This window comes from Pseudomonas sp. LAMO17WK12:I1, from assembly GCF_900177315.1.
In the GTDB taxonomy this organism is placed as follows: domain Bacteria; phylum Pseudomonadota; class Gammaproteobacteria; order Pseudomonadales; family Pseudomonadaceae; genus Aquipseudomonas; species Aquipseudomonas marginalis.
Map to the genome: position 1 here is coordinate 487,736 of NZ_FWZV01000003.1, position 23,588 is coordinate 511,323.

The window sequence follows — 23,588 nt, forward strand, 5'->3', positions numbered from 1 at the left end:
ACTGGCTTTTGAATCAACACCGCCTCGTGCCCGATCGGGATGTTAAGCTCCCTCCAGCCCAACCCCGTGGACCCGCAACGATGCCCATTGATAGTGGACCTCCCGTCCGTAGACGCTCCAACAACCTGGCCCAAGGCGTGCTCGACGCCCTGACCCAGCGCATCCTGCTTGGGCAGTTGAAGCCCGGTGAAAAGCTGCCGTCCGAATCCACCATCGTGCTCGAGCATGGGGTGAGCCGGACCGTGGTGCGCGAGGCCCTGTCCAAGCTGCAAGCCTCGGGGCTGGTGGAGACGCGCCATGGCATCGGCACCTTTGTGCTGGCGCAACAGGCCCAGCAAGGCTTGCGCCTGCATGTGGACACCGTCGCCAGCGTGCGCAACATGCTCGAGCTGCGCCTGGGCCTGGAAGTGCAGGCGGTGGCGCTGGCCGCCGTGCGCAGGTCCGACGCGCAGCTGGCCCACATGCGCGCCGCTCTCGACGACTACCAGGCCTCGCTGGCCAACAACGACAGCTGCGTGGAAGAGGACAGGCGTTTTCACCAGTTGATCGCCGAAGCCACCGGCAACACGTTCTTCACCGAGATCATGCAGCACCTGGGCAATGCGATGATTCCGCGTACCCAGGTGAAGGGCGCCGAGCGCGGCGGGGCGGACTTTGCCAAGCTCGGGCAACTGGCGAACCTGGAGCATGAGGCGATCTTCAACGCGATCAAGCGCCAGGACCCGGATGCCGCAAGGGCGGCGATGGTGTTGCATCTGACCAACAGCCGGGATCGATTTTCCGGCGAATAAAAAGGAACGCAGGTTGAACGAACACACCTTGTCCATGCGCCTGGAGCGTGTGGCCGCGCAGGTGCCGAGGGGCGCGCGGCTGGCCGATATCGGCTCGGACCACGCCTACCTGCCGGTGGCCTTGATGCGCCGTGGCGTGATTGAGGCGGCGGTGGCGGGCGAGGTGGCGAGCACGCCGTTCCACGCGGCGCAGCGCACCGTGCGCGACAATGGCCTGGAGCAGCACGTCACGGTGCGCCTGGCCGATGGGTTGGCGGCGATAGAGCCGGCGGACGCGATCACCGCGATCAGCGTGTGCGGCATGGGCGGCGAGACGATCCGCGACATCCTCGACAGTGGCAAGGCCCACCTCAGCGGCCGCGAACGTCTGATCCTGCAACCCAACGGCGGCGAACAGCCGTTGCGCCACTGGTTGATGAGCAACGGCTACCGCATCCTCAGTGAGGAGCTGCTGCACGAAAACCGCTTCTACTATGAAATCATCATGGCCGAGCGCGCCGAACCCGTGGTGTACAGCGCTGAGGAGCTGTACTTCGGCCCCATGCACCTGCAGGCCCGCAGCCCGGCGTTCCTCGCCAAGTGGCAGCGTGCGTTGCGCCTGAAAAAACGCACCCTGGCGGGCTTTGAACAGGCTCGGCAGCGGGTGCCGCACGCGAAGGCGCAAGCCATCGCCCAGCAGGTCCAGTGGATTACCCGACTGCTGGCGTAAATAGGCCGCTGGACTCCCTTCAAGTTCTCCCCATGGGCGGCCGATAGGCTGTGGTGATTGAGGGCGTTTCAGTGCGCGCCTCGGGTGGTCGTCTCCGCAGGTGACGATGCCTGTGTCGCAACTGGGTGCTTTCGCCCCATTTTCGAGCACGCCTCGGGCCGTATTGGCGCGTGGCGTGCCCTGTTTCAGGGCTGTGCAGCAGCGGCCCGTATCTTGCTAGTGCCAACCTAATCAATGACATGGCATTTTGCCGTTAGTCATTTCAAGGCTTCGCCTGCCGTCTAACGCGTGGGTTGTTTTTGGGAGTGGACATGCACAGCCTTTTATCACCCGGTATCCGCCTGCTCGGACGTTTCGGCTTCGCGCGTAAGTTCCAGATCCTGTTCTTCCTGTTCATGCTGCCCCTGGCGGGCAGCCTGTGGATGATCGGCCAGGACTATCGCGACAAGTTAGGCGTGATTTCCGCTGAGCAGTCCGGCCTTCGTCAACTGTTGGCCCTGGACGCGCTGGATGGCCAATTGACCGTCCAACGTAACCTGGCTGCGCGCTGGAAAGCGGCGGACATCCTGCATGCCCCGACGCCAGCGGCGAAGGCGGCGATGGATAAGGTGGATGCCAATTTCCCGCTGATCCTGCAAAGCCTGCAGGCCCTCGGTGATGCCCTGAAAACCCAGAACGCCGGCGCTGACGTCCTGGCCCGCTTCGAGGCTTTGCAGGCCACGGTCAAGGGCATGGACTCGGCGTCCCTGCGCACCGTGGGTTGGTGGCCGGATGGCTACGACCGCTTCACCGCCGCGCTGACGGCGATGCAGGCCCTGCGCGAACAGATCACCCTCGACGCCGGCCTGATCCTCGATCCCTGGTTGGAAACCTACATGCTCATGCAGATGGGCACCCAGCAAACGCCCGACCTGATCGAGCGTATCGGGCGGATGGCCAGTGTCGGGCAGTCCTCGATTTCCTCGGGGCAGTTCACCTTGCAGAGCCGTTTGCAGATGCGCGACTTGCGCAGCCGCATCGGCGATGCGCGGGATCAACTGGTCAAGGCTGCGGCTTCGCTCAAGGCCAAGCAATACGCCGGGATGGAACCGTGGACAGCGCAATACGACACCAGCCTGCAGTTGTTGGATAACGAACTCAAAGTGCTCGACGACGGCGTGTTCGGCGGCAGCATCAAGCTGGATACGGCCGGTTTCGAGCGCAGTATCGACGCCATGCTTACCTCGCTTGGCGCGTTGCGTGTTCAGTCGCTGACGTCGATGGATGCGCGCCTGGACTACTACCACGAGCACGCGAACACGCAATTCATACCGATGGCGGCAACGTTCAGCCTGTTGGCGTTGGCGGCGCTGTACCTGTTCATGTGCCTGCAAGCGTCCATCCGTCGAAGCGCCAGCGGCATCACTACGCTGGCCGAGTCCCTGCGCGACGGCAACCTGTGCGTGGCCGTGACGGTAGAAGGGCGCGACGAACTCGCGGCGATCAGCACCGCGCTGAACGTCGCGGTGGTGCAATTGCGCACCAGCCTGCTCGGCGTCAATCACGAAACCCAGCAGCTTGGCTCGGCGGTGCTTACCCTGAACTCGCAATCGGGCAGCACCCTCAGCGAAGTCGAAGACCAGCAGCACCAGATCAGCCAGATCGCCGCCGCTGCCACGCAGTTGGCCGCCACGTCCATGGGCGTCGCGCGCAGCTGCGAACAGGCCTCGGGCAGTGCCCAGCAGACCCGGCGCATCGCCGAAGACAGCAGCCGCGACAGCCAGCGTACCACCGCCAGCATCCAGCAGCTCAACCAGCGCCTGACCGACACCTCGGACGCCTTGCAGCAGGTCAGCCAGCAAGGCCAGCAGATTCAATCGGTGGTCGACACCATTCGTGGCATCGCCGAGCAGACCAACCTGCTGGCGCTTAACGCCGCCATTGAAGCTGCACGCGCAGGCGAGCAGGGCCGGGGCTTTGCGGTGGTCGCCGATGAGGTGCGCAGCCTGTCGCAACGCACCCAGGCCTCGACGGCGCAGATCGCCGGCACCGTCGACAGCCTGCGCGCCACCGTGAGCCAGGCGGTGACGCTGATGGGCGCCGCGTGCGAGCAGGCCTTGACCGATGCCGAGTCCGTCACCGGCCTGGGCACGCGCCTGGGCGAGATTGCCGGCGCGGTGCAGAACGTCACCGACACCCTGGCGCAAATCGCCACGGCCGTGGAGGAGCAGGCAGCGACGGCGGATGAAGTGAGCGGCAATATCCAGCAAGTCGACCAGGCCGCCGGGCGCCTGCTGGACGGTGCCCGCGCGGTAAACCGTGCGGCGGACACCTTGAGCAAGGGCAGCCAGGCGTTGAGTGATAACACCGCACGCTTTCGCCTGAGCTGAGGCCTGTAAACCCTCAAGATCCAACCCTGTGGTGGGGGCAAGTCCCCTCCCACAGGTTCAGGTCAGTTGGCCGAGGTATGCAGCACCTCAATCCACAGCGCCCCCTTGCCCGACGCCGCTTCCCCCACCCGCTTCAACGCACCGCTGGCGCTGACTGCATAGGTGCCGACCTTGTCGCTTTTCTCGCCGGTCACCAGCAGCCAATGCCCGTTGGGGGAGAACGCGATATTGCGCGGCTGCTTCTCCTCGACCGGGTAGTTGTCGACATAGCGCAGGCCGCCGGTGGCGGTATCCACCGCAAACGCCGACACCGAACTGCTGGTGCGCTCGCTCATCAGCAACAGCTTGCCGTCCGGCGACAGGCGCAGGTCGGCCGCCCAGATGCGCGGCGTCGGGTCGTCTTTCAGGTCATTGTTGCGCGCGTCACGCACTTCACCATGGGCCAGTTTCAAACGCTCGGGAATGCCATTGGCCACGCCAATCTGGGTCAGCGCGCCGGTACTGTCATCGATGGCAAACGCGGTGACAGTGCCGCTCATTTCACCGACCACATACAGGTACTTGCCGTTGGCCGAAAACGCCAGGTGCCGAGGCCCGGTATTGGCCGGCACGCTCACGAAGCCGCTTCCGATCGGGGTGAGTGCGCCGGTGTTGGCATCGAAGCGGTATTGCAGCACATGGTCCGTGCCCAGATTGCCGGCGTAGGCAAAGCGATTGCTGGGGTCGGTGCGCAGCGAGTGGGCATGCAGGCCGGTCTTGTAGGTGTGGATAGGTTCAGGCTTGTCGATGGGCTGGACGCTGAGGGTATCGGCACCGTAGGACGCCGCGAGCAAATAGCGCCCGGCGCGGTCGGTGGCCAGGTACGCCATGCTTTCGGCCAGCGGCGCCTTGGACTGCGGCGTCAGGCGGCCGGTTGTCGGGTCGATGCTGAAGCCCTGGACCTGAAACGGCTTGACCCGTAACGCCGCGAACAAGGTCTTGCCGTCGGGGCTGAGGGCCATGGGGTTGACCTGGTCGCCGGCCGTCACTTGCTCGACCAGGCTCAGGGCGCCGTTACTTTCGTCGAGGCGGTACTGGGAAATCAGCCCGTCAACCGGGCTGGAGATGTACGCAAACGTGGCGGCGTGGGCGTGGGCACTGAGGCCGCAGACCACAGCGGCGGCCAGGAGCAGGGGTTTGTTCACAGGTGATCCTTTATTGTTATGGGTGTGATCAGTCATCGTATGACTGTGGGCGGATCTCGGCAATGATTGTTTTATCGGCGGTCGGGGCGCTGTATCTCTGCCCGCGCCAAGGGCATGATGCGCGGCATGCATAACGATCCCATCGCACTTTACTGGCGCTTCAAGGCCCCCGATCCCGGCATCGGCCCGCGCGAACAGGCACCGATGCTCGCCCAGGAGCAGGCCTGGGCACGGGAGCATGCAGCCGGGCATCACTTCAGTTGGATCGAAGTGCTGCTGCCGCCGCTGTGCTTTGGTGTGTTCCTGCCCAGCCTGGTGTTCATGCTGGGCGTGTGGCTGTACGGGGCCGCGTTCGCGCCAGGGCTGGACGTGGACCGTGTCATCGGCGACACGTTTGCCTGGCAGGTATTGGCGGCGGTGGTCTTTACGGCGGCCTGGGGGCTGCGCAACTACCTGCGTGATACCCGCGATCCCATCAAGCGCTACTGGCAGGCCATGCCGGACCAGGGCGTGGTCGAGCTGGAGCGCCACAGGCTGGTGTCGGGCACCAGCCTGTGGGCCTCGGACTACGATCCCGACTGCAACGCCCTGATGCAATGGAAAAACGGCCAGCTCGAACGCACCCAGAGCAGCGGGGTGTCGCAGTGGATCGTCGCCAAGACCACGGCGGGCCACTGGCTGGTATTCAAGGACGAATACCCCGGTGACTTCACGTACAACCGAGTCGGCCGCATGCCTGCACCGGACAAACAACTGCAACCCTGCCAGGACCTGGCCTTTACCTTCGCCCCCGGCACCAACCTGATGCTGGGGCGACGTTTCGACGGCGAACCGCTGCCCTTGCTGGACACCGGGTATTGGCTGGCGGCCGATGAGCTCAAGCGCCTTACTGCAATCGCCCATCATTGGGCGTTTTTCCCCCCGGACCGCTATGGCGTGGTCAATCCCCGGAACGGGCCGTGGGTGCAGCAACTGTTGGACAAGGCACAAGCCGATGGCGAGGTGGCCGGGGGAACGGGTTGTACGCCCGCGTAGTGGTGAACGGACTTTTTGTGGTGAGCGGGCTTCTGTGGTGAGCGGGCTTTTTTGTGATGAGCGGGCTTCTGTGGTGAGCGGGCTTGCCCCGCGCTGGGCCGCGAAGCGGCCCCATCAAGAACACTGCGTTTTTCCAGGTGAATCCGGATAACAGCTTTTGGGGCCGCTTCGCAGCCCGGCGCGGGGCAAGCCCGCTCACCACAAAAAAGCCAGGTCACTCCGGGCGGATACATTCAGTCACCCGATGACACTGGCTCGCCAGCTACGGCGCGCTAGTGTTAATGCTTTTCAGGACGGTCCCCAGGAGCATCGGAATGCGCCCCACACCCCAATCCCATCGCCTGCGTCACGGTCGTTACTCTGAATACGGACGCAGTTACCTCATTACCATTGTCGTGCATCACCGTCAGCGGCTATTCACCGACCTTTATCTGGGTCGTCTGTTGGTGGCCGAATTCCGGCAGGTTCATGAGCTGGGATTGGTCGACTCTCTGGCCTGGGTCATCATGCCTGACCATATTCACTGGTTGTTTGAGCTGAAGCGGAAGACCTTGCCCGACGTGGTGCGGCGTATGAAGTCGCGTAGCACGCTGACCATCAACCGGCGTCGTCAAAGCAAGGAGCGTGTCTGGCAACCCGGTTATCACGATAGGGCTGTCCGTGCGGAGGATGATGTTCGCAAGATGGCTCGCTACATCATTGCCAACCCTTTGCGGGCCGGGTTGGTGGAGCAGGTAGGGGATTATTCGTTATGGGATGCTGCATGGCTCTGATTGAGTAATTGATGGCGCAGTGGTTGAAGCCCGCTCATCAAAAAACGGTGCCCGCTTGCCGCGTAGGAACCTTCAGGCCTTGAGGGGCTCACTTGTTATGTCGCCCTGTTCCCCTGCCGAAAGGAATCCGCATGCATGCCACCTCATCAACGGTCCCCCTTCATCCCCCCGTCGAACGCGAACTGAGCCTGCGCGCGGTCATCACCGGCACGTTGCTCGGTATCCTGCTGACCCCTTCGAATGTGTACGCCGGGTTGAAGATCGGTTGGTCGTTCAACATGTCGATCATTGCCCTGCTGGTGGGGTATGCGATCTGGCAGGGCCTGGCGAGGCGGTCGTCGGAGCAGCTGCCGTGGACGCTGCATGAGAGCAATATCAACCAGACCGTCGCCTCGGCCGCTGCTTCGATCATTTCCGGTGGGCTGGTGGCGCCGATCCCGGCCTATACCCTGCTGACCGGCAACCAGCTGGATGCGCTGCCGATGATCGCCTGGGTGTTCTCGGTGAGTTTCCTGGGCATCTGGATCGCCTGGTACCTGCGGCCTTCGTTGCTCAATGACAAGGCGCTGAAGTTTCCCGAAGGCATGGCCACCCTGGAAACCCTGCTGCATATCTACAACCATGGGCGCGAAGCGGCGACGCGCTTGAAGGTGCTGCTCAGTGCGGCGTTGCTGTCCGGGCTGATGAAGTGGGTGGACACCTTTGTGTGGGCCTTCCCGCGTTGGTCGCCAACCGCCCAGTTGGAGCGCCTGACCTTCACTGCCGACCCCTCGCTGTTGCTGCTGGGGTTTGGCGGCATTATCGGCATTCGCGTCGGCCTGACCCTGCTGCTCGGCGCCTTGCTCGCTTGGGGCGGCCTGGGCCCGTGGTTGCTGGCGCAAGGCCTGGTGAGCTTGCCGGCCGGCAGCAGCGGCCCGCAATTTGCGGCGTTGGTGGAGTGGTTGCTGTGGCCGGGAGTGAGCCTTATGGTGTGCTCGACCTTGGCGTCGCTGACGATTCGTCTGTGGGCGTTATACACCTCGACCAAGTCGGCCGGCGGGCAAGCCTGGAGCGTACCCAAACCCGGGCCGGCCGCCGGTTTTGTGCTGTCGATCGTATTGGTGGTGAGCCTGCAGGCACTGTTGTTCGGCATCAACCTGTGGATGGCGTTGCTGACCATCCCCCTGGCGATCTGCCTGGCGGCCGTCGCTGCCCGTGTGGTGGGCGCCACCGGTATTCCGCCGATTGGCGCCATCGGGCAGTTGTCCCAGCTGAGCTTCGGTATCGTCGCGCCGGGGCAGGTGCCGATCAACCTGATGAGCGCCAACACCGCTGGCGGCTCGGCCGGGCAGTGCACCGACCTGATGAACGACTTCAAGGTCGGCAAGGCCATTGGTGCCACGCCTCACAAGCAAGTGATCGCGCAGATCCTGGGGATTTTCATTGGCAGCATCGTCGGGGTGTTCGCGTACCTGGCGCTGATTCCTGATCCGCATTCGATGTTGCTCACCGAGGAATGGCCGGCGCCGGCGGTCGCGACCTGGAAAGCCGTGGCGCAAACCCTCACCCATGGGCTGGATTCATTGTCGGCGAGCATTCGCTGGGCGATCGGTATCGCAGGGCTGGCCGGGGTGTTGCTGGGCGTACTCGACAGCCTGTTACCCGCCCATCGCGCCCGCTACCTGCCCAGTGCTGCCGCGTTGGGGCTGGCGTTTGTGCTGCCAGCTTCGGTGTCGCTGATGATGGCCCTGGGTGCGGTGCTCACCTGGCTGGTGAGCTGCCGCTGGCCGAGCCTCACCGAGCGGTTTGCGATTACCGCAGCGGCGGGGTTGATTGCGGGAGAGAGCATCACCGGCGTGGGCGCTTCGCTGTGGCAGATGGCGGCGCCTTAGCCTCTGTCACGCAGTCGAGGGCAAGCTACTCACTTGGCAAACGCATACTCCCCACCCTGTTCCAGCGCCTGGCGATAAGCCGGGCGTGCCTGGAACCGCTGTACCCACGCCGCCAGGTGCGGGTACGCCGCCAGCTTGCCCTGGGCCTTGGCGATTTCGCCGATAAAGCTCATCTGGATGTCCGCGCCGCTCACGTCATCCCCCAGCAGATACGGCGTGTGTGCCAGCGCCTCGTTGAGGTAACCGAGGTAATTGGCCACTTCCGATTCGATCCGCGGGTGCAGCGGCGCACCGGCTTCACCCAGGCGGCCCACATACAGGTTAAGCATCAGCGGCAGCATGGCCGAGCCTTCGGCGAAGTGCAGCCATTGCACATACTGGTCGTAGGCGGCCGTGGCCGGGTCCGGCTGCAGGCGGCCATCGCCATGTCGGCGGATCAGGTAGTCGACGATGGCGCCGGACTCGATCACCACGTTGGCGCCGTCTTCGATCACCGGGGATTTACCCAGCGCATTGATCGCCTTGAGTTCCGGCGGCGCAAGGTTGGTTTTCGGGTCGCGCTGGTAGCGCTTGATCTCGTACGGCAGGCCAAGCTCTTCCAGCAGCCACAGAATGCGCTGCGAACGTGAGTTGTTGAGGTGATGGACAATGATCATGGGAACTCCGCGGGGCATGGGGTGTGTAGGAACAGACTGCTGCGGCAACGTAGAGTGCCCTGAATCAGCGGGATGTTTGCTTGGCAAACGTCCCTTCGATCAACGCACCACCTCGAACGCCGTGTATTCATACGCCGAGCGCATTTTGCTCGAGGTCGTTGCCAGCGTCAGGGCAATGCCCAGGTCTTCGATAAACGCGCGCGAGGTCTTGTAGTCGCCTTGCTCGCACTCCAGCTTGATGGCGTCGCCGGTCAACGAGGCAAACACCTGTCGGGCCGGGAAGCGCTGGCCGACCTTGCAGCTCACAAAGGTATCGAGTGGGGTATCGGTCGGTTTGCCGGGCACGTTCGCCATGTGCAGGTTGGCGCTCAGCGTCTGGCCAGGTGTCCAACTGCTCGGAATACTCAGCTCGGCTTCGCGGGTCAGCAGCACCTGGCCGTCGCCCACGCCGTTCATCTTCGACTTCAACTGGATCAGGTCCGCCTGTACCAGGCGCTCGACATGGAAGGTGTCGCTGTAGATCTCATTCTTGTTCAGCAAGCCACCCACCGCCGTAAAGGTCACCGAGGTGGGGCTGTCGTTGCTGCCATCGCTTTTTTTCGACAGGTACGTGTAGCTCAACGTCTTGAACTTCGGCTGCAGCAGGGCCGAGTCGAGGCGCTGGAGCACGCTGGCGGGGACGGCGACGTCGTTGATGCTTGGTTCCACGATAGTGCGCGGGTAGTCCACCGGTTGGATGTCCGGACGCGACCAGGCCAGCAGCGCCGCATCGACACCACCCTGCAACGAACAACTGATGCGCGATTGCGTGCCGTCGCTGCCCTCGGGCTCTACCAGCAGTACGCGCTCGACTTCGCGGGTGCCTGGCGCGGTGCCGGGCCGTGGCTTGATGGCCTGCCAGCGGTCGCCGACCTTGAGCTCGCTACGGATGTAGGCGCCGTCGCCTTTTTGCAGGCGAGCCGGTTGGTCGAGCAGCGGGGCAAGGCGTTGGGCAACCTCGTCGATGTTGCCTTGCACAACAAAACCCCAGTAATAGTAGAGCCCCAGGTTGCCGAGGTCGGTGGCCTCGTCGGCGTACGACAACAGCTTCAAGCCGGCGATGGGCGGCGTGCTGACCGGCACCGCGTTAGCCTTGCGGTCCGCGCGGTTGACCACCGCGATCCACGCGAAGTCTTTGTCCTGCTTGAGCGGTGCGTAGGCCTGCCAGGCGTCGCGGTGGCTGTTCAGGCGGCTGAAGAACGTCGCGTCGCAGCGGGTGAAGGCCTTGAGCGTGTCGGTCAGCGCGGCGTCGTCGGCGTGGGCGATGGAAGGCAGCAGCGCAGAGGCGAGGAGGAGGGCGGCGGCGGTGGGCAACTTCATCGAGCGGGATGTCCGTATCGGGGGCGGGAGCTGGGCATTATCCAGAAATTACCCGCTAAAGGCTCGACTCAATGATCGAGCCCCATGAGGCGCGCGATTTTTTCAGATCCAAAGATCGTTTGTTGCAGTACGTTCGCCGCCTTCGTGGCCGGTATTCAAGATGCCTCGAGGCTCAATCATCATCAGCTTCGCCTCACCCTCGGCGGCAGTCCGATGTTCAACGCCACGCGGGACCACATACAGCTCGCCCGCCGCCACGTACACCGGGCCTTCCGGCAGATCGATACGCAGCGTCCCTTCGAGCACCAGGAACGCTTCGTCGGTTTCCGGGTGCGAGTGCCAGATGAACTCCCCTTCGATGCGCACCACCTTGAACTGGTAGTCGTTCATTTCGGCGACGACCCTGGGGCTCCACTGCGCGTCGATGAGCGATGCCTTTTGCGCGAGGTTTACCGGTTGTGCCGAGTGCTGTGACGTAGCCATGATCCATCCTCTGGTAGGTAAGACGGCCAGACTATCGAGGCCGCGGAGCGCCTGGCTTGTACGATCCTGCAGGTTGGCCGCCTAAAGCTCGACCCTTTACCGTCGATAACCTGTATGAACCCGCCAATCATGGACCGATTAAATGGCTCTTTCCGTCAGCGCTGCCTATCTCCCGCCGGCCAATGTCAGCCTCGCACCTTCCGAGCAGAAACTCGCGGCCCAGCCCCTGACGGACGCCGCGAAAGACGCGTTGGCCAACGCCGCCCCGGCAGCCGTCTACCATCCCAGTGGATCAGCCAGCCCCCCCTTGGAACCGCTGGAGGTGGTCGACACCTGGGTCGGTCGTACCCAGTCGCGAGACTTTCCTCGCCGCGCTGAAATCTTCAACGGGGCGTTCAGTACGCTGAAGGCTTCCTTCAAGTCATTCGAGTCAGCGCTGTCGGCCACCGCTCCCGACTTGGCCGGCAAAAAATACGGCTTCACCGTCGAAGCCGATGGCCGTCTGAAAGTGCTGGATTCGGCCAGCCAGCTCAGCCGCTCGGATACCCAGCGGCTGACGGATTTGCTCAACCGATCCCTGGGCCTGAAAAGCGCAGCCATTGCCTACCGGAATGCCGCCATCGACACGGTGGACGCCGATTCCGTCTGGTCGGGCCTGGGGTTTTACAGCCTGACTAACGAAAACTTCGCCAAGACCCTTGATCTGGCGCCTCTACTCACGGATCACGACCCGTCGGACATCAAGGGGGCCAAGGACCGGACTTTTATCCAACAACTGCAATACAAAGGCGAGCGGGCGACGCAAGCGACGGAAGCGGCGATGTATGAGCGGCGTGGAGTGCAGCGGTTCAGTACGCAGGCGTGACCTGCCTGGTGGGGTAAAAATGCAGCCGTGCAGCAACCATCGCGAAAGCCCGCAGATGCCATGCCCACTGGTACAACCGGCGCCAGGAAGACGCGCACTCACACCTTGGCCGTATGCACCTTGGCCAGGCGCACGCGCCAATCGCCGTCATGGCGCAGGCGGCATTCTTCCTCGGAGTCGAAGTGTACGCAGCGCTCCATGGGCGCGCCGCGCACGTCCGCATCGTTGAGTGCGGCGGCAGTCAGCTCTCGCATGCGTGTGTCTGCCCCGGTCGAGAGGGCGTGCTCCTTGCTGGCGCGGCTGTCGAACACCCAGATCACCCGCAGGCTTTGGGGGAAGGCGTTGTAGTCGACGGTGTGGGTCAGCCAATCGAAGCCGGGGATTTCAGTCTTGGCGGTTTCGCAGGCGTCGGTGAGGGCGGCGATGAGGCAGCGGTCGAGGCGGGCGGTTTCGCGATGGGTCAGGGGCATGGAGAGTCTGCAGGGGCCAAATGCCTGAGATTAGCAGCGTGCATGCTTTAGGGCATCAGCTTACGGCGAAGATCTATCACGGCACTTCGGTGAATATCGTGAATTGGCAACCGTCCACCGAACCAGCCCGGCAGAAGTCGTCTGCCGTCCAATTTGGGCCGACCGCGCGAGGTCGTACAGGGAAACGCTGGGACATTCTCAAAAACGCCAACTGCTCCGGCCCCTCGTAGTCACAGGCTACGAAATAATATTCGGGCTGGCCTTCGCGTTGCTGCGCAGTGCGAATAGCGGCCGATTCAAACTTCATTCCCTTGAGGTAGTGCTCTTGTGCATAGGGGTTCTCACCTTTCCATCCGCTGCCGGGTGAAAGTGCGGTGTAACTATAGCCTTTTAACTCTTTGGTCTGGTGGATGTTCCCGATACCCGGGCACATACTGCCGGCCGTGTTGGTATTGGAACTCGATGTACAGGCTGCAAGGTTGAACAGTACCGCAGGCCACAGCAAAATCATCGATGCTGCGCGGATGGACACCAGGTTCGAGCTGGAGATGTGCATGGCGAACTCCTCGGCTGAGTAGTCTTTACTCTGAACGCTGACAGCCGTGGCGGATACTGTGAATGTTGACAGGTCGGCAGATGGCGCAACCGCAGTCAAAACCATAAAAGAGCGATCTTGTGTCGTAGGGCGGCGCTCAGGGATTGGCTTTAAGTCGGCCCAGTATCGCCGTGCGCAGGCAACCCCAGGCGATCAACCCGATAATCAGCACCTCGGTGATGCCGACAAGCAGGTTGAATGAAAAAACCATCGGTTGCTCAGCCCAGTAAAAACTTGTCGACCCCGTTCGAAGCCCGCTGACCCGCAGCCGTCCGGTCAACAGCGCACGCATCAATGCGATCACGTGAGTCAACTCCAGCACCGCCAGGAACGCTCCCAGCAGGGTGAGCAGGGCGCGGGCGGGAAGGCCGAGTTTCTCGCTCGATTCGTGTGAAGAGGTGAGCTCTTTCCCCTTCAGCTTGATCCCCTTTGCCGCTCTGTCGTGGGCGGGGGCGGGCCTATAGGCGGTCGCCCTGGCCGCCGGATCGACCACCACCTCGGTGGGTACCGGCAGGTTCAGGTAGCCGGCCAGCTCACGCAGCCACCTGTCGGTGCGTTGACTGCCCGGCACCACCGGCACGTTGTCGGTGGTCAAACGCTGCTCGCTGCCATCGCGCATCACCAGCCACAGCTGGGTATAGACCGGCTCGGCCTGTGGGCGGCGGCGAAGTTCGAGGGCATGGGGGGCATTGATGCTGAACACCGACTGCACCCGTTCGCGGCCGCCGAAAAAGTTACGGGTGCGGCGCGTGCCTTCACCGTTGTGCCGCGATAACAGCAAGGTTTCGCGGGTGCCGGTGTACACCATCAGCAGCAGGCCAAGGGCAGGAATCAGCAGCAGGCCGAGCACGATCAGCAGCGAGGACAGTGGGTCCAGGTCCGCCATCGACGCATTTTCAGCGCTGAACCCCAACACGACGAAGGCCAGCGGCAGGATGAAGGCCATTGCGCCGGTCAGCAGCACGAATGCGCTTTGCACCCGATTGCGCGAGTGGATGTGCAGGTCACCCTGGGCGGTGCGCTCGAAGCGATGGCCTATCAACATGCAGCTCTCCTGGTGCGCCGTTTTTAAGGTTGCTCGAAAGTCTGTGACAGGCGGTGCATGTCGCAGCGCAGGATAGCTTACGGCTTGGTCAACGGCGCAGTCAGCCATTGACCCGCACCTGAATCAACCTGCTCAAGCATGACTTGAGCACCCTTCAAATCAAGGTATGCAAATCCATCTTCCAGGCGTTGATAAGCTACTTTGAAGCCCAGACGAGAAACCCAAAAAGCCAAGCTGCTGTCCAGGTTGGTGACCATTAACTCCGGTACCAGTTTGTTACGTTCGAACATGGGATGACTTCCATTTCAAAAGGCTCGTTTTTGCGAGCGGGTAGGTTTTGCGCCGTTGGCTTCTATACCGTAACGGGAACATGGCGAGCGCGATGATGCACCGTCGGGTGCGAATTATCGAGTCGCGTCGAGTGACAACTTAGCCCAGAGTGTTTTTACACACTCTGGGCCGGTTAGCGACCGTTGCTCTCGGGAGCATCCGCTTCTGGTCGAAAGCCCCCCCTTTCTAAGCCAACCGGTCTACCATGCCACCCCCGGCAGTGGTTGCACGCGCTACCGACTCAACTTTTAAAGGTATCGCAATGTCCATCGACCAAATCTCCCTCCCCAAAGGCGTAGGCCCTCACGCCGCCAAGCTCCTCGACGCCATCACCGGCGCCGCCACCCATGAAGAACTCAACCGCGCTGGCGGCAAGGCTGAAGGTTTTGTGCTCGGTCTTGAATCCACCAAAGCCATCAAGAGCCAAATCGCCGAGTCGTTGTATGTGGCCTATGACGACGCGGCGAGTAATCGTTCTAGTGAATTGAAGGGCTAGGCATTAACCGGAGCAGGGCGCTTCGCGGTCGAGCAATTTGGCCGTGAGGAGTACGCCCAGCTCGCTCAGTTGGTGGATAGCGAGGGCGATGTCGCGGTGTTTGCCGCATAGGTCTTCGGACAAGTCGAGCAGCAGCGTGCTGACTGAGGCGAAGGTTTCGTAGCTGTTGGTGATGAGGGTTTCGTTGCTGGCGTCGGGAGCGACGCTGAAGAGAGCGCTTGAATCTGTAGCCATTGTTAAGTTCCTTGCTTGGGCCACTACCTGATCGCTACTAAACGATAAGGCGGTAGCTGTACGCAGGTTAGTAGACCGGTGGAACCTAACAAAACCGGCGCGCCCGAGGGCGCCCTACGCACAGCCACCATCGAGCACAGACAGGCACGTCTGACAGATGAAGCTTGTGCACTTGTTAGGTTAAACCGTGGGCTACTAAACCCGATCACCGAGAGATTCAGCGACCGAGCCACCTTAGAGACGGCCACCTCAGCGCACAAGCCGGCGGATTCTGACGCAAGCGTAGGCAAGGGAGCAAGGCGCGGTGGCTGGGCGGCTCACACCGTAAGACTTAATAACCATCCCGCCGCGCCGCTTCCTACAACCACCAGCCACGGTGGCAGTTTCCACACCATCAGCGACACCAGGCCAATCAGCGCCAGGGCGACGTCCTGGGCGGTGAAGATGGCGCTGGTCCACACCGGCTGGTACAGCGCCGCCAGCAACAGGCCGACCACCGCCGCGTTCACGCCCGCCAGCGCGGCTTGGGTGCGCGGGCTGCGGCGCAGGCTTTCCCAGAAGGGCAGCGCGCCCAGCACCAGTAAAAACGACGGTGTGAAGATCGCCAGCAGGCAGAGCAGGCCACCGAGCCAGCCGTTCGGCGCTTGGGTCATCGAGGCGCCGAGGAAGGCGGCGAAGGTGAACAACGGGCCGGGCATGGCTTGGACGGCGCCGTAGCCGGCGAGGAACACATCGTTGCTCTCCCAGTGGCGGGGCACGACTTCGGCTTGCAGCAAGGGCAGCACCACGTGGCCGCCGCCGAATACCAGCGCGCCGGTGCGGTAGAAGGCGTCGGTCACGGCCAGGGTTGGGGTGGGCAGCCACTGGGCGAGAATCGGCAGACTGGCCAGCAACAGCCCAAACAGCGACAGCCATAGCGCCCCGGCGCGACGGCTGATGGTCACGGGCAGGGCGTCGTGTGCGGTGGGCGGTGCGGGCTTGAACAGCAGCAGGCCGGCCATGCCCGCGATGAGGATCACGCCGACCTGGCCCCACGCCGATGTTTGCAGCAGGGCCACGCAAGCGGCGAGCAGCATCACGGCCACGCGCGGGGCGTTGGTGCACAGGTTGCGCGCCATGCCCCACACGGCCTGGGCGACCACGGCGACGGCCACCACTTTAAGGCCATGCAACGCGCCGGGAGGGATGGCGGTGCTGTGCCGGGTGATGCCCAAGGCCAACAGGATCAGCACCACGGCGGACGGCAAGGTAAACCCGAGCCACGCCGCCAATGCGCCGCCGTACCCCGCGCGCGACAGGCCGAGGGCGATGCCGACCTGGCTGCTGGCGGGGCCGGGCAGGAATTGGCACAGTGCGACCAAATCCGCGTAACTGCGCTCGCTCAGCCAGCGTCGCCGGGTCACGAACGCGTCCCGGAAATAACCCAGGTGCGCAATCGGGCCGCCAAAGGAGGTAAGGCCCAGGCGCAGGAAAATCAGGAACACTGACCAGGGGCTTTCGCGTCGATCTGCAGGGGAGTCAGCCAAGGCGGGCGGTCTCGGTGAGGGCAGGGCATCGCGGCACCTTAGCGAATTTTGATGACGTGAAGAAGCGGCGCCAGCGCTCAATGTTGTACCGTTGCTCCCCAGGACCGTACCGATGATGAAGGAGCCCCCATGACATTGACCGTCGACACCCTGCTCGAACTGGCCATGGCCAACCCCATCAACGCCGAAATCACTGCGCGCCTGCCTGACCTTGGTGTGGACCAGTGCATGCTCACGGCGGGCTGCCTGTTCCAGGCGGTGTGGAATCATCAGGCGAATCTGCCGGCTGATCAGGGCGTGAAGGATTACGACGTTTTTTACTTCGACACCGACCTGTCCTACGAGGCGGAGGATGCGGTAATTCGTGCGGCGGATGAGCTGTTCAAAGACCTTGGCGTGAATGTCGAGGTCAAGAACCAGGCGCGGGTGCACCTTTGGTACGCTCAGCGCTTTGGTCGGCCTTACCCGCAGTTGCAGTCGGCGCGCGACGGGGTCGACCGTTATCTGGTGGCCGGTACGTGCATCGGCTTGGAGATTGCCACGGGCCAGGTGTATGCGCCGTATGGGTTGGAGGATGTGGAACTGGGGATTTTGCGGATTAATCCACTGCATCCGGAGCAGGCGTTGTTTGAGCAGAAGGCGCGCAGTTATCAGGCGCGGTGGCCCTGGCTGAGGATTGTCGGGTTGGAGATACCGGAATGAATTGGCGCTGAACTTTTAGGTAGGTGTCGCACGTCCAAGCTTCAAATCACTCCCGCCAAGGACAGACGATGACCTTCTTTATCTTCCTGCTTGCCTGCGCCGCCGCCGCCAGTACCGGCGTCATTTTCAAACCCGGCGCCTGGTATGAATCCCTCGTCAAACCCAGCTTCACCCCACCCAATTGGCTGTTCCCGGTGGCCTGGACGATCATCTACCTGCTGCTGGCCTGGGCCGGCTATCGCTTGAGCCTGATCCCCGGCAGTCAAATGGTGCTGGCGCTGTGGGCCGCGCAAATTGCGCTGAATACCTTGTGGACACCGGTGTTTTTCGGCGCGCATCGCCTGCTGGCCGGGATGGTGATCATCGTGCTGGTGTGGATCACCGTGGCGGCGATGGTGGTACTGGCCGTGCGCCTGGACCTGATCACCGGGTTGATCCTGTTCCCGTACCTGGCGTGGCTGTGCGTGGCGGCGGCGCTGAATTTCTCGATCCTGCGTAATAACCGCTGATGGCTCGCCAACCGTGGCCCGTCAGCGAGGCGGAACTGGCGCAGATGCGCCGCTTCAATCAGAAGCTCGCCTGGCTGCCGCGCTTCAAGATCCGCAATCGCGTTACGCCGCGTTTGATCCAGGCGCTGTTGCGCGTCAGTCAAACGCTCAAGCGTGCCATACCGGCTGAAAGCCGGATTGTCGACCACGTCCCGGTGCGCATCCTGCGGCCGAGCGGCAAGCCCAAGGGCGTGGTGCTGGATATCCACGGCGGCGGCTGGGTGATCGGCAATGCGCAGATGGATGACGACCTCAACCTGGGCATGCTGCAGGCGTGCGACGTGGCGGTGGTGTCGGTGGATTATCGGTTGGCGGTGGATACGCCGGTTGAAGGCTTGATGGAAGACTGCCTGAACGCCGCACGTTGGTTGCTCACGGATGATGAGTTTGCCGGGCTGCCGGTGATCGTCGTCGGTGAATCGGCCGGTGGGCATCTGGCGGCGGCGACATTGCTGGCGCTCAAGCAATGGCCGGAACTGCTCAAGCGCATAAGCGGCGCGGTGCTGTACTACGGCGTTTATGACCTGGCCGGTACACCGAGCGTACGCGCGGCCGGGCCTGAAACGTTGCTGCTGGACGGGCCGGGGATGGTGGCGGCGTTGCGGATGCTCACGCCGGGGCTGAGTGATGATGAGCGCCGACAGCCGCCGTTGTCGCCGTTGTATGGCGATTTTGAAGGGCTGCCCCCGGCGTTGATGTTTGTCGGGGAATTGGACCCGCTTAAGGATGACACGCTGCTGATTGCCGAGCGGTGGCCCAGTGCTGAAGCACAACTGCTGCCGGAGTCGGCCCATGGGTTTATTCATTTTCCGGTGGCGATGGCGGATGGGGTGTTGGCCTATAGCCGGCAGTGGATCACTCAGTGCATTGATGGCGAACAGGCATAACTGTATAGGCGCCTCTTTAAGGATCACCCATTCCTCTGTGGTGAGCGAGCTTGCTCGCGTTGGGCTGCGAAGCAGCCCCAAAACCAGCCAGTGCAGAGTAAGCCCGCTTCCCACAGAAAGGACCGATTCACCACAACCGCCTTATCTTTTATCAGCAGGCCGGGTACCCTCTTTTCTCCAAACATTCCCCCCAAGCAAAGGAAAGCACGTGAAGATTCTCCAAGGAGCCATCGGTCTATCGGCGCTGTATCTGCTGGCAGGCTGTGGCCAGGTCACCGAAAAAACACTGACGTTCGATGTGCCCTATGGGATGTATGAAACCGTTCTGCGCCAGAACGTCACCGGAACAGGCCAGTTGACCTGCAAGGTCACTACCGACAACCAGGACCGCGGCGAAAAGTGGGTGCCGTCGGTGATTCTTGCGGCGGCCGAGGACGCTGCCGAGGACGACACCCTGTTTCTTTCCAGCTACACGCCCACCGACAGCGACCAGCGCTTGTTCCAACTGCGCACCTTCAACAAAGCCAAGCCGGTCATCGACACCTTCTTCCATCGGGCCCCCGACCAACGCGGTGTGTATACGTTGCGCCTGACCTGGCAGGCGGACGGCGCCATTGGTTATCAGGTCGCCAGCGGTGGGGCCTGGGAAGAGAGGAAGCTCGTGGACAAGCCCGGTTTTTCCGTGCGCCACGTGAGCGTACATGCCTCCGGTATGAAGGGCAGCGCTGTGTGTGAGTTGCGTGAGTGAACGCGCTGACGTTGAGGCCGGCGACGGTGACTGATCTGACGTCGATCTATCGGGGAGAGCAGGACTACATCCGCCGCTGGGAGCCCGACCACGAAGCCGCCTGGCGGATCCAGTTGGAGCGCCACCTTACGCGCTGGGTCGATAACTTCGAACGCTTGACGATCGCGATGGTGGGCGGGCAGTTCGCCGGTTATTCGCTGTGGACGGCAGAGGAGGGGGTTGCGGAGCTGTGTACGATCAACGTCAGTGACGCTTACCGACGCCAGGGGATCGGTCGGACGTTGCTGGACGCTTACGTGGCGGCGGCTGGGCAGAATGACTTCTTGAAGTTGCGATTGAGCGTACGTTCCGATAACCCTGCCCGGCTGATGTATGAGCGCGCCGGGTTTGTCTGTGTGGGCACAGATTCGAACGACTACCTTTGCTACGAGCGAGCCAGCCGCCCGTGAATATCACCGCAAGAATCGGATAGCCCCCGCTGTCCAGGTGCTCGTCTCATAGGGCTCACCCTAAGAGGCGCCCACCATGAACTTCCGCATTACGGGCCTTGCTCCCGATCCATTTCTCAGTGTGTTTGGTTTGCCCGACGATGAGCTTGCCGCGCGAGGGATCAAGCGTTACCGAGTCGACCGTCACCCCGGTTTTCCCGACCGCATAGAGATGAAAGACGTGCAGGTTGGGCAGAGCGTGCTGTTGCTCAATCACGTCAGCCAGCCGGCGCATTCGCCGTACCGTGCGTCGCACGCGATTTTCATCCGCGAGGGGGCGACGCAGGCTTTTGACGCGGTTAATCAGGTGCCGGAGGTGATGCGAATCCGGCTGCTGTCCCTGCGGGCATTTTCCGAGGAAGGCATGATGGTGGATGCAGATGTCGTGGAAGGGCTGGTGATTGAGCCCTTGATTGAGCGGATGTTGGCCAATCCCGAGGTCAGCTACATTCATGTGCATAACGCCAGGCAAGGGTGTTATTCAGGGCGGATAGATCGGGTACCGGCTTAAGCCGGCAGACGGCCCATATGCGCAGGCCTCTGTAGATCCTAATGTGGGAGGGGGCAAGCCCCCTCCCACATTAGGATCCGGTGTAGTGGACATGTCCTGTTCAGTTAGACCGCAACCGCAGTATTTGCGCCCCATCAAACGGGTCCGTCAGGTAATGCGCCTGCACCCCGAATGTCTCCTGTAGTCGCTGTGGCGTCAGCACCTCCAGCGGCTTGCCCAGCGCGACCAGGCGCCCACGGTCCAGCACGGCCAGGCGATCGCAGGTCAGCGCCTGGTTCAGGTCATGCAGGGCGATGAGGGTGGTCACCGGCAAGCCTTGCACGCCTTTCAAAATCGCCAGTTGATGCTGGATATCCAGGTGGTTGGTCGGCTCGTCCAGCAACAGGATCTGCGGCCGTTGCGCCAGGGCGCGGGCGATGTGCACGCGTTGGCGCTCGCCGCCGGAGAGGCTGCGCCAGGCGCGGTGGCTCAGGTGGGTGGCGTCCACATCATGCAGGGCCTGGCGCACGATGGCGTCGTCGTCGCCGGACCACGGGCTCAGCGCCGACAGCCACGGTGTACGGCCCAGCGCCACGGCGTCGAACACGCGGATGGCGTCGTCGGTGTCGGCCTGTTGCTCTACCACCGCCAGCTGTTGGGCGATGGCGCGGCGGGACAGGTCGCTCAGGCGCTGGCCGCCCAGGCGCACGTCGCCGCTGGCCGGTGTGCGCAGGCCGGCAAGCAGTTTGAGCAGGGTGGATTTGCCGGAGCCGTTGGGCCCGACAATCCCCAGGGTTTCCCCCAGTTGCACCTCCAGGTGGATATCGCGCAGCAATTCCGCCTCACGCACCTTGAAGCCCAGGCCGGTGCAACTCAGTACGCTCATCGCGCATTCCTCCGGCCAATCAGGATCAGCGCAAACACCGGCGCGCCCACCAGCGCCGTCACCACGCCGACCGGGATCACCTGGCCTTTGATCAAGGTGCGCGACAACACATCGGCCGCAATCAAAAATAACGCGCCGCCCAGCGCACTGGCGGGCAGCAGGCGCGAATGCCCGGTGCCGAGCAGCAGGCGCACCGCGTGGGGGATCACCAGGCCGACAAAGCCGATGGAGCCGACAATCGACACCATCACCGCCGTCACCAGCGCCGCGCACCCCACCAGCACCACCTGCACGCGGCGTACCGGGATGCCCAGGGACGCGGCCGAATCCGTGCCGAAGGTGAACGCATCCAACGCGCGACGATGCCACAGGCACACCACCAGGCCGGTGACCGCCACCGGCACCGCCAGCCACACCGACGGCCAGCGCACGCCGCTGAGGTTGCCCAGCAGCCAGAACATGATGCCGCGCGCCTGTTCAGAGCTGGCGGACTTGGTGATCAGGAACGCGGTAAGTGCATTGAACAGCTGCGAGCCGGCGATGCCGGCGAGGATGATCTGCCCGGTGCCGCTGGACGAACCGCTGGCCCGCGCCAGCAGGATCACCAGGGCAAACGCCGCCATCGCGCCGACAAAGGCGCCGGCCGACAGTGAAATCAGCCCGCCGCCCACGCCCATCAGCGCCACCAGCACCGCGCCGGTCGAAGCCCCGGCGCTGATGCCCAGCAGGTACGGATCGGCCAACGGGTTGCGCAGCAACGACTGCAAAATCACCCCGCAGGTGGCCAGCCCCGCACCGCAGGCGGCGGCCACCAGGGCACGGGTGAGGCGGTAGTTCCACACCACGCCTTCATCGATGGGGTCCAGCACGTAACCGGCCGCCCACAGTTTGTTGGCGAGCACCTGCAGCACCACCTGGGGCGAGATGGCGGTTTCGCCGATGGCCACGCCGGCGAGCACGGCGATCAGCAATAGCGCCAGGGCGAGTAAGGTCCGGATCATTGCGGCAGGTCGTAGCCGTCGATGGCCGTGGCCAGGTGTTCAAGGCCGTCGAACATGCGGATGCTGGCCTGCAGCGCGAGAGCGTCGAGGATGATGATGCGGTTGTTTTTCACCGCGTCCATGTTGCGCGTGACCGGGTCGCTGCGCAGGAAGGCGAGTTTCTTTTCATGGTCGTCGGCGGGGTAGCGGCGGCGGTCCATGCGGGCGATTACCAGGAAGGTCGGGTTGGCCTTGGCGAGGGTTTCCCAGCCGACGGCGGGCCATTCTTCATCGGATTGCACCACGTTGTGCAAACCGAGGGTTTCGAGCATGAACTCCGGAATGCCCTTGTGGCCGGCCACGTAGGGGTCGCTGGCCAGTTCGGCGCTGGAGAACCACACCAGCGCGCTGGCCTGCTTGAGGCCTTTGCTCTGCACGGTGGCCACGGATTGGGCCAGGCGCGCCTGGAGCTCATCGTTCAACTGTTGGCCGCGATCCTGTACATCGAAAATCTGCGCCAGCTGGCGGATGCTCTTGTAGATCGTCTCGATACGGAACGGCTCCAGCCGCGTGCCGTCGGCGCCCACCAGGTTGTCCTTGCCTTCGCAGTCGGAGGGCAGCAGGTAGGTGGGGATCTTCAGGTCGTGAAACTGCTCGCGAGTGCCGACCACGCCTTGCGGGCCCACCACCCATTCCAGCTCGGCGGCCACCAGTTGCGGGCGCTTGGCGATCACCGCTTCAAAGCTGGGCTCGTTGTTGGCCAGGCGCTCGATGCCGTCGTTCTGCGCCTTGAACTGCGGCAACACGCTGTTGAACCACAGCGAGGTGCCCACCACGCGGTCAGCCACGCCGAGGGCATAGAGCATTTCGGTGGCGGCCTGGCCGATGGTCACGCTGCGCGCGGGCGCCTGCGGGAAGGTGAGGGTGCTGCCGCAGTTTTCCAGGGTAAGCGGGTACTGAGTTGGCGCGGCGTGGGCCAGGGCGCAGAAACCCAGGCCGCTGATCAGGGCGGTAACGCGTGGCAGCATGAGGCGATCTCCGTGTGGACCGTACGTGGAAACAGGGCAG

At 63.1% G+C, this 23,588-nt stretch carries 26 protein-coding genes and 1 pseudogene; 14 read left to right on the top strand and 13 right to left on the bottom strand.

Annotated elements, in window-relative coordinates; genetic code table 11:
* The first annotated feature begins 80 nt into the window (after positions 1-80).
* The 3 genes from B9N88_RS07410 (at position 81) to B9N88_RS33230 (ending at position 3,869) form a co-directional block, all read left to right on the top strand.
* Positions 81-791: a FadR/GntR family transcriptional regulator gene (locus B9N88_RS07410; protein WP_027604027.1), complete on the top strand. Its 711-nt coding sequence runs from the start codon at positions 81-83 to the stop codon at positions 789-791.
* A 13-nt stretch (positions 792-804) separates the two neighbouring features.
* The gene (locus tag B9N88_RS07415) at positions 805-1,500 is read left to right on the top strand and encodes a tRNA (adenine(22)-N(1))-methyltransferase (protein ID WP_027604028.1); all 696 of its coding nucleotides are present in this window, start codon (positions 805-807) and stop codon (positions 1,498-1,500) included.
* A gap of 1,676 nt (positions 1,501-3,176) precedes the next feature.
* Positions 3,177-3,869, top strand: coding sequence for a methyl-accepting chemotaxis protein (locus B9N88_RS33230; RefSeq protein WP_370671250.1), 693 nt, complete (start codon positions 3,177-3,179; stop codon positions 3,867-3,869).
* Positions 3,870-3,931: 62 nt separating this feature from the next.
* On the opposite strand, the gene B9N88_RS07425 is transcribed toward B9N88_RS33230, so the two are convergent.
* Positions 3,932-5,053, bottom strand: coding sequence for a lactonase family protein (locus tag B9N88_RS07425; RefSeq protein ID WP_027604030.1), 1,122 nt, complete (start codon positions 5,051-5,053; stop codon positions 3,932-3,934).
* A 126-nt stretch (positions 5,054-5,179) separates the two neighbouring features.
* On the opposite strand from B9N88_RS07425, the gene B9N88_RS07430 reads away from it, so the two are divergent.
* The 3 genes from B9N88_RS07430 (at position 5,180) to B9N88_RS07440 (ending at position 8,732) form a co-directional block, all read left to right on the top strand.
* Positions 5,180-6,088, top strand: coding sequence for a hypothetical protein (locus tag B9N88_RS07430; protein WP_256221100.1), 909 nt, complete (start codon positions 5,180-5,182; stop codon positions 6,086-6,088).
* A gap of 314 nt (positions 6,089-6,402) precedes the next feature.
* Complete coding sequence (locus B9N88_RS07435) at positions 6,403-6,861, top strand: REP-associated tyrosine transposase (RefSeq protein ID WP_027604031.1); 459 nt, start codon at positions 6,403-6,405, stop codon at positions 6,859-6,861.
* Between the two features lie 131 nt (positions 6,862-6,992).
* Positions 6,993-8,732, top strand: a complete 1,740-nt coding sequence (locus B9N88_RS07440; protein WP_027604032.1) for an OPT family oligopeptide transporter — start codon at positions 6,993-6,995, stop codon at positions 8,730-8,732.
* Positions 8,733-8,761: 29 nt separating this feature from the next.
* On the opposite strand, the gene B9N88_RS07445 is transcribed toward B9N88_RS07440, so the two are convergent.
* The 3 genes from B9N88_RS07445 to B9N88_RS07455 form a co-directional block, all read right to left on the bottom strand.
* Positions 8,762-9,388 (bottom strand): glutathione S-transferase family protein, encoded by a 627-nt coding sequence (locus tag B9N88_RS07445; RefSeq protein WP_027604033.1) that lies wholly within the window; start codon positions 9,386-9,388, stop codon positions 8,762-8,764.
* A 99-nt stretch (positions 9,389-9,487) separates the two neighbouring features.
* Positions 9,488-10,747: a hypothetical protein gene (locus B9N88_RS07450; protein WP_027604034.1), complete on the bottom strand. Its 1,260-nt coding sequence runs from the start codon at positions 10,745-10,747 to the stop codon at positions 9,488-9,490.
* A 102-nt stretch (positions 10,748-10,849) separates the two neighbouring features.
* Entirely contained in the window at positions 10,850-11,230 is a 381-nt protein-coding gene (locus B9N88_RS07455; protein WP_027604035.1) for a cupin domain-containing protein, read from the bottom strand.
* 142 nt (positions 11,231-11,372) lie between these two features.
* On the opposite strand from B9N88_RS07455, the gene B9N88_RS07460 reads away from it, so the two are divergent.
* Positions 11,373-12,095, top strand: a complete 723-nt coding sequence (locus B9N88_RS07460) for a hypothetical protein (protein ID WP_027604036.1) — start codon at positions 11,373-11,375, stop codon at positions 12,093-12,095.
* A gap of 98 nt (positions 12,096-12,193) precedes the next feature.
* On the opposite strand, the gene B9N88_RS07465 is transcribed toward B9N88_RS07460, so the two are convergent.
* From B9N88_RS07465 to B9N88_RS07480, 4 genes and pseudogenes are all read right to left on the bottom strand, one after another.
* Positions 12,194-12,565 carry a hypothetical protein gene (locus tag B9N88_RS07465; RefSeq protein ID WP_027604037.1) on the bottom strand — a complete coding sequence of 124 codons (372 nt, stop codon included), beginning with the start codon at positions 12,563-12,565 and terminating at the stop codon, positions 12,194-12,196.
* A 76-nt stretch (positions 12,566-12,641) separates the two neighbouring features.
* Positions 12,642-13,121 (bottom strand): DUF3757 domain-containing protein, encoded by a 480-nt coding sequence (locus tag B9N88_RS07470; RefSeq protein WP_158277077.1) that lies wholly within the window; start codon positions 13,119-13,121, stop codon positions 12,642-12,644.
* 136 nt (positions 13,122-13,257) lie between these two features.
* On the bottom strand, positions 13,258-14,205 hold the full coding sequence (locus B9N88_RS07475) for a hypothetical protein (protein WP_027604038.1): 948 nt from the start codon (positions 14,203-14,205) through the stop codon (positions 13,258-13,260).
* Between the two features lie 80 nt (positions 14,206-14,285).
* Positions 14,286-14,495: pseudogene (locus B9N88_RS07480) on the bottom strand (VOC family protein); the annotation flags it as partial.
* A gap of 302 nt (positions 14,496-14,797) precedes the next feature.
* Here B9N88_RS07480 and B9N88_RS07485 point away from each other — a divergent pair.
* Entirely contained in the window at positions 14,798-15,031 is a 234-nt protein-coding gene (locus B9N88_RS07485; RefSeq protein ID WP_027604039.1) for a hypothetical protein, read from the top strand.
* Between the two features lie 3 nt (positions 15,032-15,034).
* On the opposite strand, the gene B9N88_RS07490 is transcribed toward B9N88_RS07485, so the two are convergent.
* The gene (locus tag B9N88_RS07490) at positions 15,035-15,265 is read right to left on the bottom strand and encodes a DUF6124 family protein (RefSeq protein ID WP_027604040.1); all 231 of its coding nucleotides are present in this window, start codon (positions 15,263-15,265) and stop codon (positions 15,035-15,037) included.
* A 317-nt stretch (positions 15,266-15,582) separates the two neighbouring features.
* Positions 15,583-16,791 (bottom strand): chromate efflux transporter, encoded by a 1,209-nt coding sequence (chrA, locus tag B9N88_RS07495; RefSeq protein ID WP_027604041.1) that lies wholly within the window; start codon positions 16,789-16,791, stop codon positions 15,583-15,585.
* Between the two features lie 129 nt (positions 16,792-16,920).
* Here chrA and B9N88_RS07500 point away from each other — a divergent pair, with 129 nt between their 5' ends.
* The 6 genes from B9N88_RS07500 (at position 16,921) to B9N88_RS07525 (ending at position 20,675) form a co-directional block, all read left to right on the top strand.
* Positions 16,921-17,493 carry a nucleotidyltransferase family protein gene (locus B9N88_RS07500; RefSeq protein WP_027604042.1) on the top strand — a complete coding sequence of 191 codons (573 nt, stop codon included), beginning with the start codon at positions 16,921-16,923 and terminating at the stop codon, positions 17,491-17,493.
* A gap of 68 nt (positions 17,494-17,561) precedes the next feature.
* Positions 17,562-18,002 (top strand): tryptophan-rich sensory protein TspO, encoded by a 441-nt coding sequence (locus B9N88_RS07505; RefSeq protein ID WP_027604043.1) that lies wholly within the window; start codon positions 17,562-17,564, stop codon positions 18,000-18,002.
* Positions 18,002-18,928 carry an alpha/beta hydrolase fold domain-containing protein gene (locus B9N88_RS07510; RefSeq protein WP_027604044.1) on the top strand — a complete coding sequence of 309 codons (927 nt, stop codon included), beginning with the start codon at positions 18,002-18,004 and terminating at the stop codon, positions 18,926-18,928. Before B9N88_RS07505 ends, B9N88_RS07510 begins: the two co-directional genes overlap by 1 nt.
* A gap of 208 nt (positions 18,929-19,136) precedes the next feature.
* On the top strand, positions 19,137-19,676 hold the full coding sequence (locus B9N88_RS07515) for a hypothetical protein (protein ID WP_223841618.1): 540 nt from the start codon (positions 19,137-19,139) through the stop codon (positions 19,674-19,676).
* Positions 19,673-20,125, top strand: coding sequence for a GNAT family N-acetyltransferase (locus B9N88_RS07520; protein ID WP_027604046.1), 453 nt, complete (start codon positions 19,673-19,675; stop codon positions 20,123-20,125). The genes B9N88_RS07515 and B9N88_RS07520 overlap by 4 nt, the downstream gene beginning before the upstream one ends.
* 76 nt (positions 20,126-20,201) lie before the next feature.
* Entirely contained in the window at positions 20,202-20,675 is a 474-nt protein-coding gene (locus tag B9N88_RS07525) for a DUF1203 domain-containing protein (protein WP_027604047.1), read from the top strand.
* Positions 20,676-20,775: 100 nt separating this feature from the next.
* Here B9N88_RS07525 and B9N88_RS07530 read toward each other — a convergent pair whose 3' ends face one another.
* From B9N88_RS07530 to B9N88_RS07540, 3 genes are read right to left on the bottom strand one after another with little or no spacing between them, the layout of a single operon-like run.
* Positions 20,776-21,540: an ABC transporter ATP-binding protein gene (locus B9N88_RS07530; RefSeq protein ID WP_027604048.1), complete on the bottom strand. Its 765-nt coding sequence runs from the start codon at positions 21,538-21,540 to the stop codon at positions 20,776-20,778.
* Entirely contained in the window at positions 21,537-22,541 is a 1,005-nt protein-coding gene (locus tag B9N88_RS07535; RefSeq protein ID WP_027604049.1) for a FecCD family ABC transporter permease, read from the bottom strand. The genes B9N88_RS07530 and B9N88_RS07535 overlap by 4 nt, the downstream gene beginning before the upstream one ends.
* Complete coding sequence (locus B9N88_RS07540; RefSeq protein ID WP_027604050.1) at positions 22,538-23,548, bottom strand: ABC transporter substrate-binding protein; 1,011 nt, start codon at positions 23,546-23,548, stop codon at positions 22,538-22,540. Before B9N88_RS07540 ends, B9N88_RS07535 begins: the two co-directional genes overlap by 4 nt.
* Between the last annotated feature and the right edge of the window lie 40 nt (positions 23,549-23,588).

Excerpts from the sequence above, each read along its gene's own strand:
- B9N88_RS07410 (WP_027604027.1), top strand. The coding sequence starts at position 81 with ATGCCCATTGATAGTGGACCTCCCGTCCGTAGACGCTCCAACAACCTG.
- B9N88_RS33230 (WP_370671250.1), top strand. The coding sequence starts at position 3,177 with ATGGGCGTCGCGCGCAGCTGCGAACAGGCCTCGGGCAGTGCCCAGCAG.
- B9N88_RS07430 (WP_256221100.1), top strand. The coding sequence starts at position 5,180 with ATGCATAACGATCCCATCGCACTTTACTGGCGCTTCAAGGCCCCCGAT.
- B9N88_RS07435 (WP_027604031.1), top strand. The coding sequence starts at position 6,403 with ATGCGCCCCACACCCCAATCCCATCGCCTGCGTCACGGTCGTTACTCT.
- B9N88_RS07440 (WP_027604032.1), top strand. The coding sequence starts at position 6,993 with ATGCATGCCACCTCATCAACGGTCCCCCTTCATCCCCCCGTCGAACGC.
- B9N88_RS07445 (WP_027604033.1), bottom strand. The coding sequence starts at position 9,388 with ATGATCATTGTCCATCACCTCAACAACTCACGTTCGCAGCGCATTCTG.
- B9N88_RS07450 (WP_027604034.1), bottom strand. The coding sequence starts at position 10,747 with ATGAAGTTGCCCACCGCCGCCGCCCTCCTCCTCGCCTCTGCGCTGCTG.
- B9N88_RS07455 (WP_027604035.1), bottom strand. The coding sequence starts at position 11,230 with ATGGCTACGTCACAGCACTCGGCACAACCGGTAAACCTCGCGCAAAAG.
- B9N88_RS07460 (WP_027604036.1), top strand. The coding sequence starts at position 11,373 with ATGGCTCTTTCCGTCAGCGCTGCCTATCTCCCGCCGGCCAATGTCAGC.
- B9N88_RS07465 (WP_027604037.1), bottom strand. The coding sequence starts at position 12,565 with ATGCCCCTGACCCATCGCGAAACCGCCCGCCTCGACCGCTGCCTCATC.
- B9N88_RS07470 (WP_158277077.1), bottom strand. The coding sequence starts at position 13,121 with ATGCACATCTCCAGCTCGAACCTGGTGTCCATCCGCGCAGCATCGATG.
- B9N88_RS07475 (WP_027604038.1), bottom strand. The coding sequence starts at position 14,205 with ATGTTGATAGGCCATCGCTTCGAGCGCACCGCCCAGGGTGACCTGCAC.
- B9N88_RS07485 (WP_027604039.1), top strand. The coding sequence starts at position 14,798 with ATGTCCATCGACCAAATCTCCCTCCCCAAAGGCGTAGGCCCTCACGCC.
- B9N88_RS07490 (WP_027604040.1), bottom strand. The coding sequence starts at position 15,265 with ATGGCTACAGATTCAAGCGCTCTCTTCAGCGTCGCTCCCGACGCCAGC.
- B9N88_RS07500 (WP_027604042.1), top strand. The coding sequence starts at position 16,921 with ATGACATTGACCGTCGACACCCTGCTCGAACTGGCCATGGCCAACCCC.
- B9N88_RS07505 (WP_027604043.1), top strand. The coding sequence starts at position 17,562 with ATGACCTTCTTTATCTTCCTGCTTGCCTGCGCCGCCGCCGCCAGTACC.
- B9N88_RS07510 (WP_027604044.1), top strand. The coding sequence starts at position 18,002 with ATGGCTCGCCAACCGTGGCCCGTCAGCGAGGCGGAACTGGCGCAGATG.
- B9N88_RS07525 (WP_027604047.1), top strand. The coding sequence starts at position 20,202 with ATGAACTTCCGCATTACGGGCCTTGCTCCCGATCCATTTCTCAGTGTG.
- B9N88_RS07530 (WP_027604048.1), bottom strand. The coding sequence starts at position 21,540 with ATGAGCGTACTGAGTTGCACCGGCCTGGGCTTCAAGGTGCGTGAGGCG.
- B9N88_RS07535 (WP_027604049.1), bottom strand. The coding sequence starts at position 22,541 with ATGATCCGGACCTTACTCGCCCTGGCGCTATTGCTGATCGCCGTGCTC.
- B9N88_RS07540 (WP_027604050.1), bottom strand. The coding sequence starts at position 23,548 with ATGCTGCCACGCGTTACCGCCCTGATCAGCGGCCTGGGTTTCTGCGCC.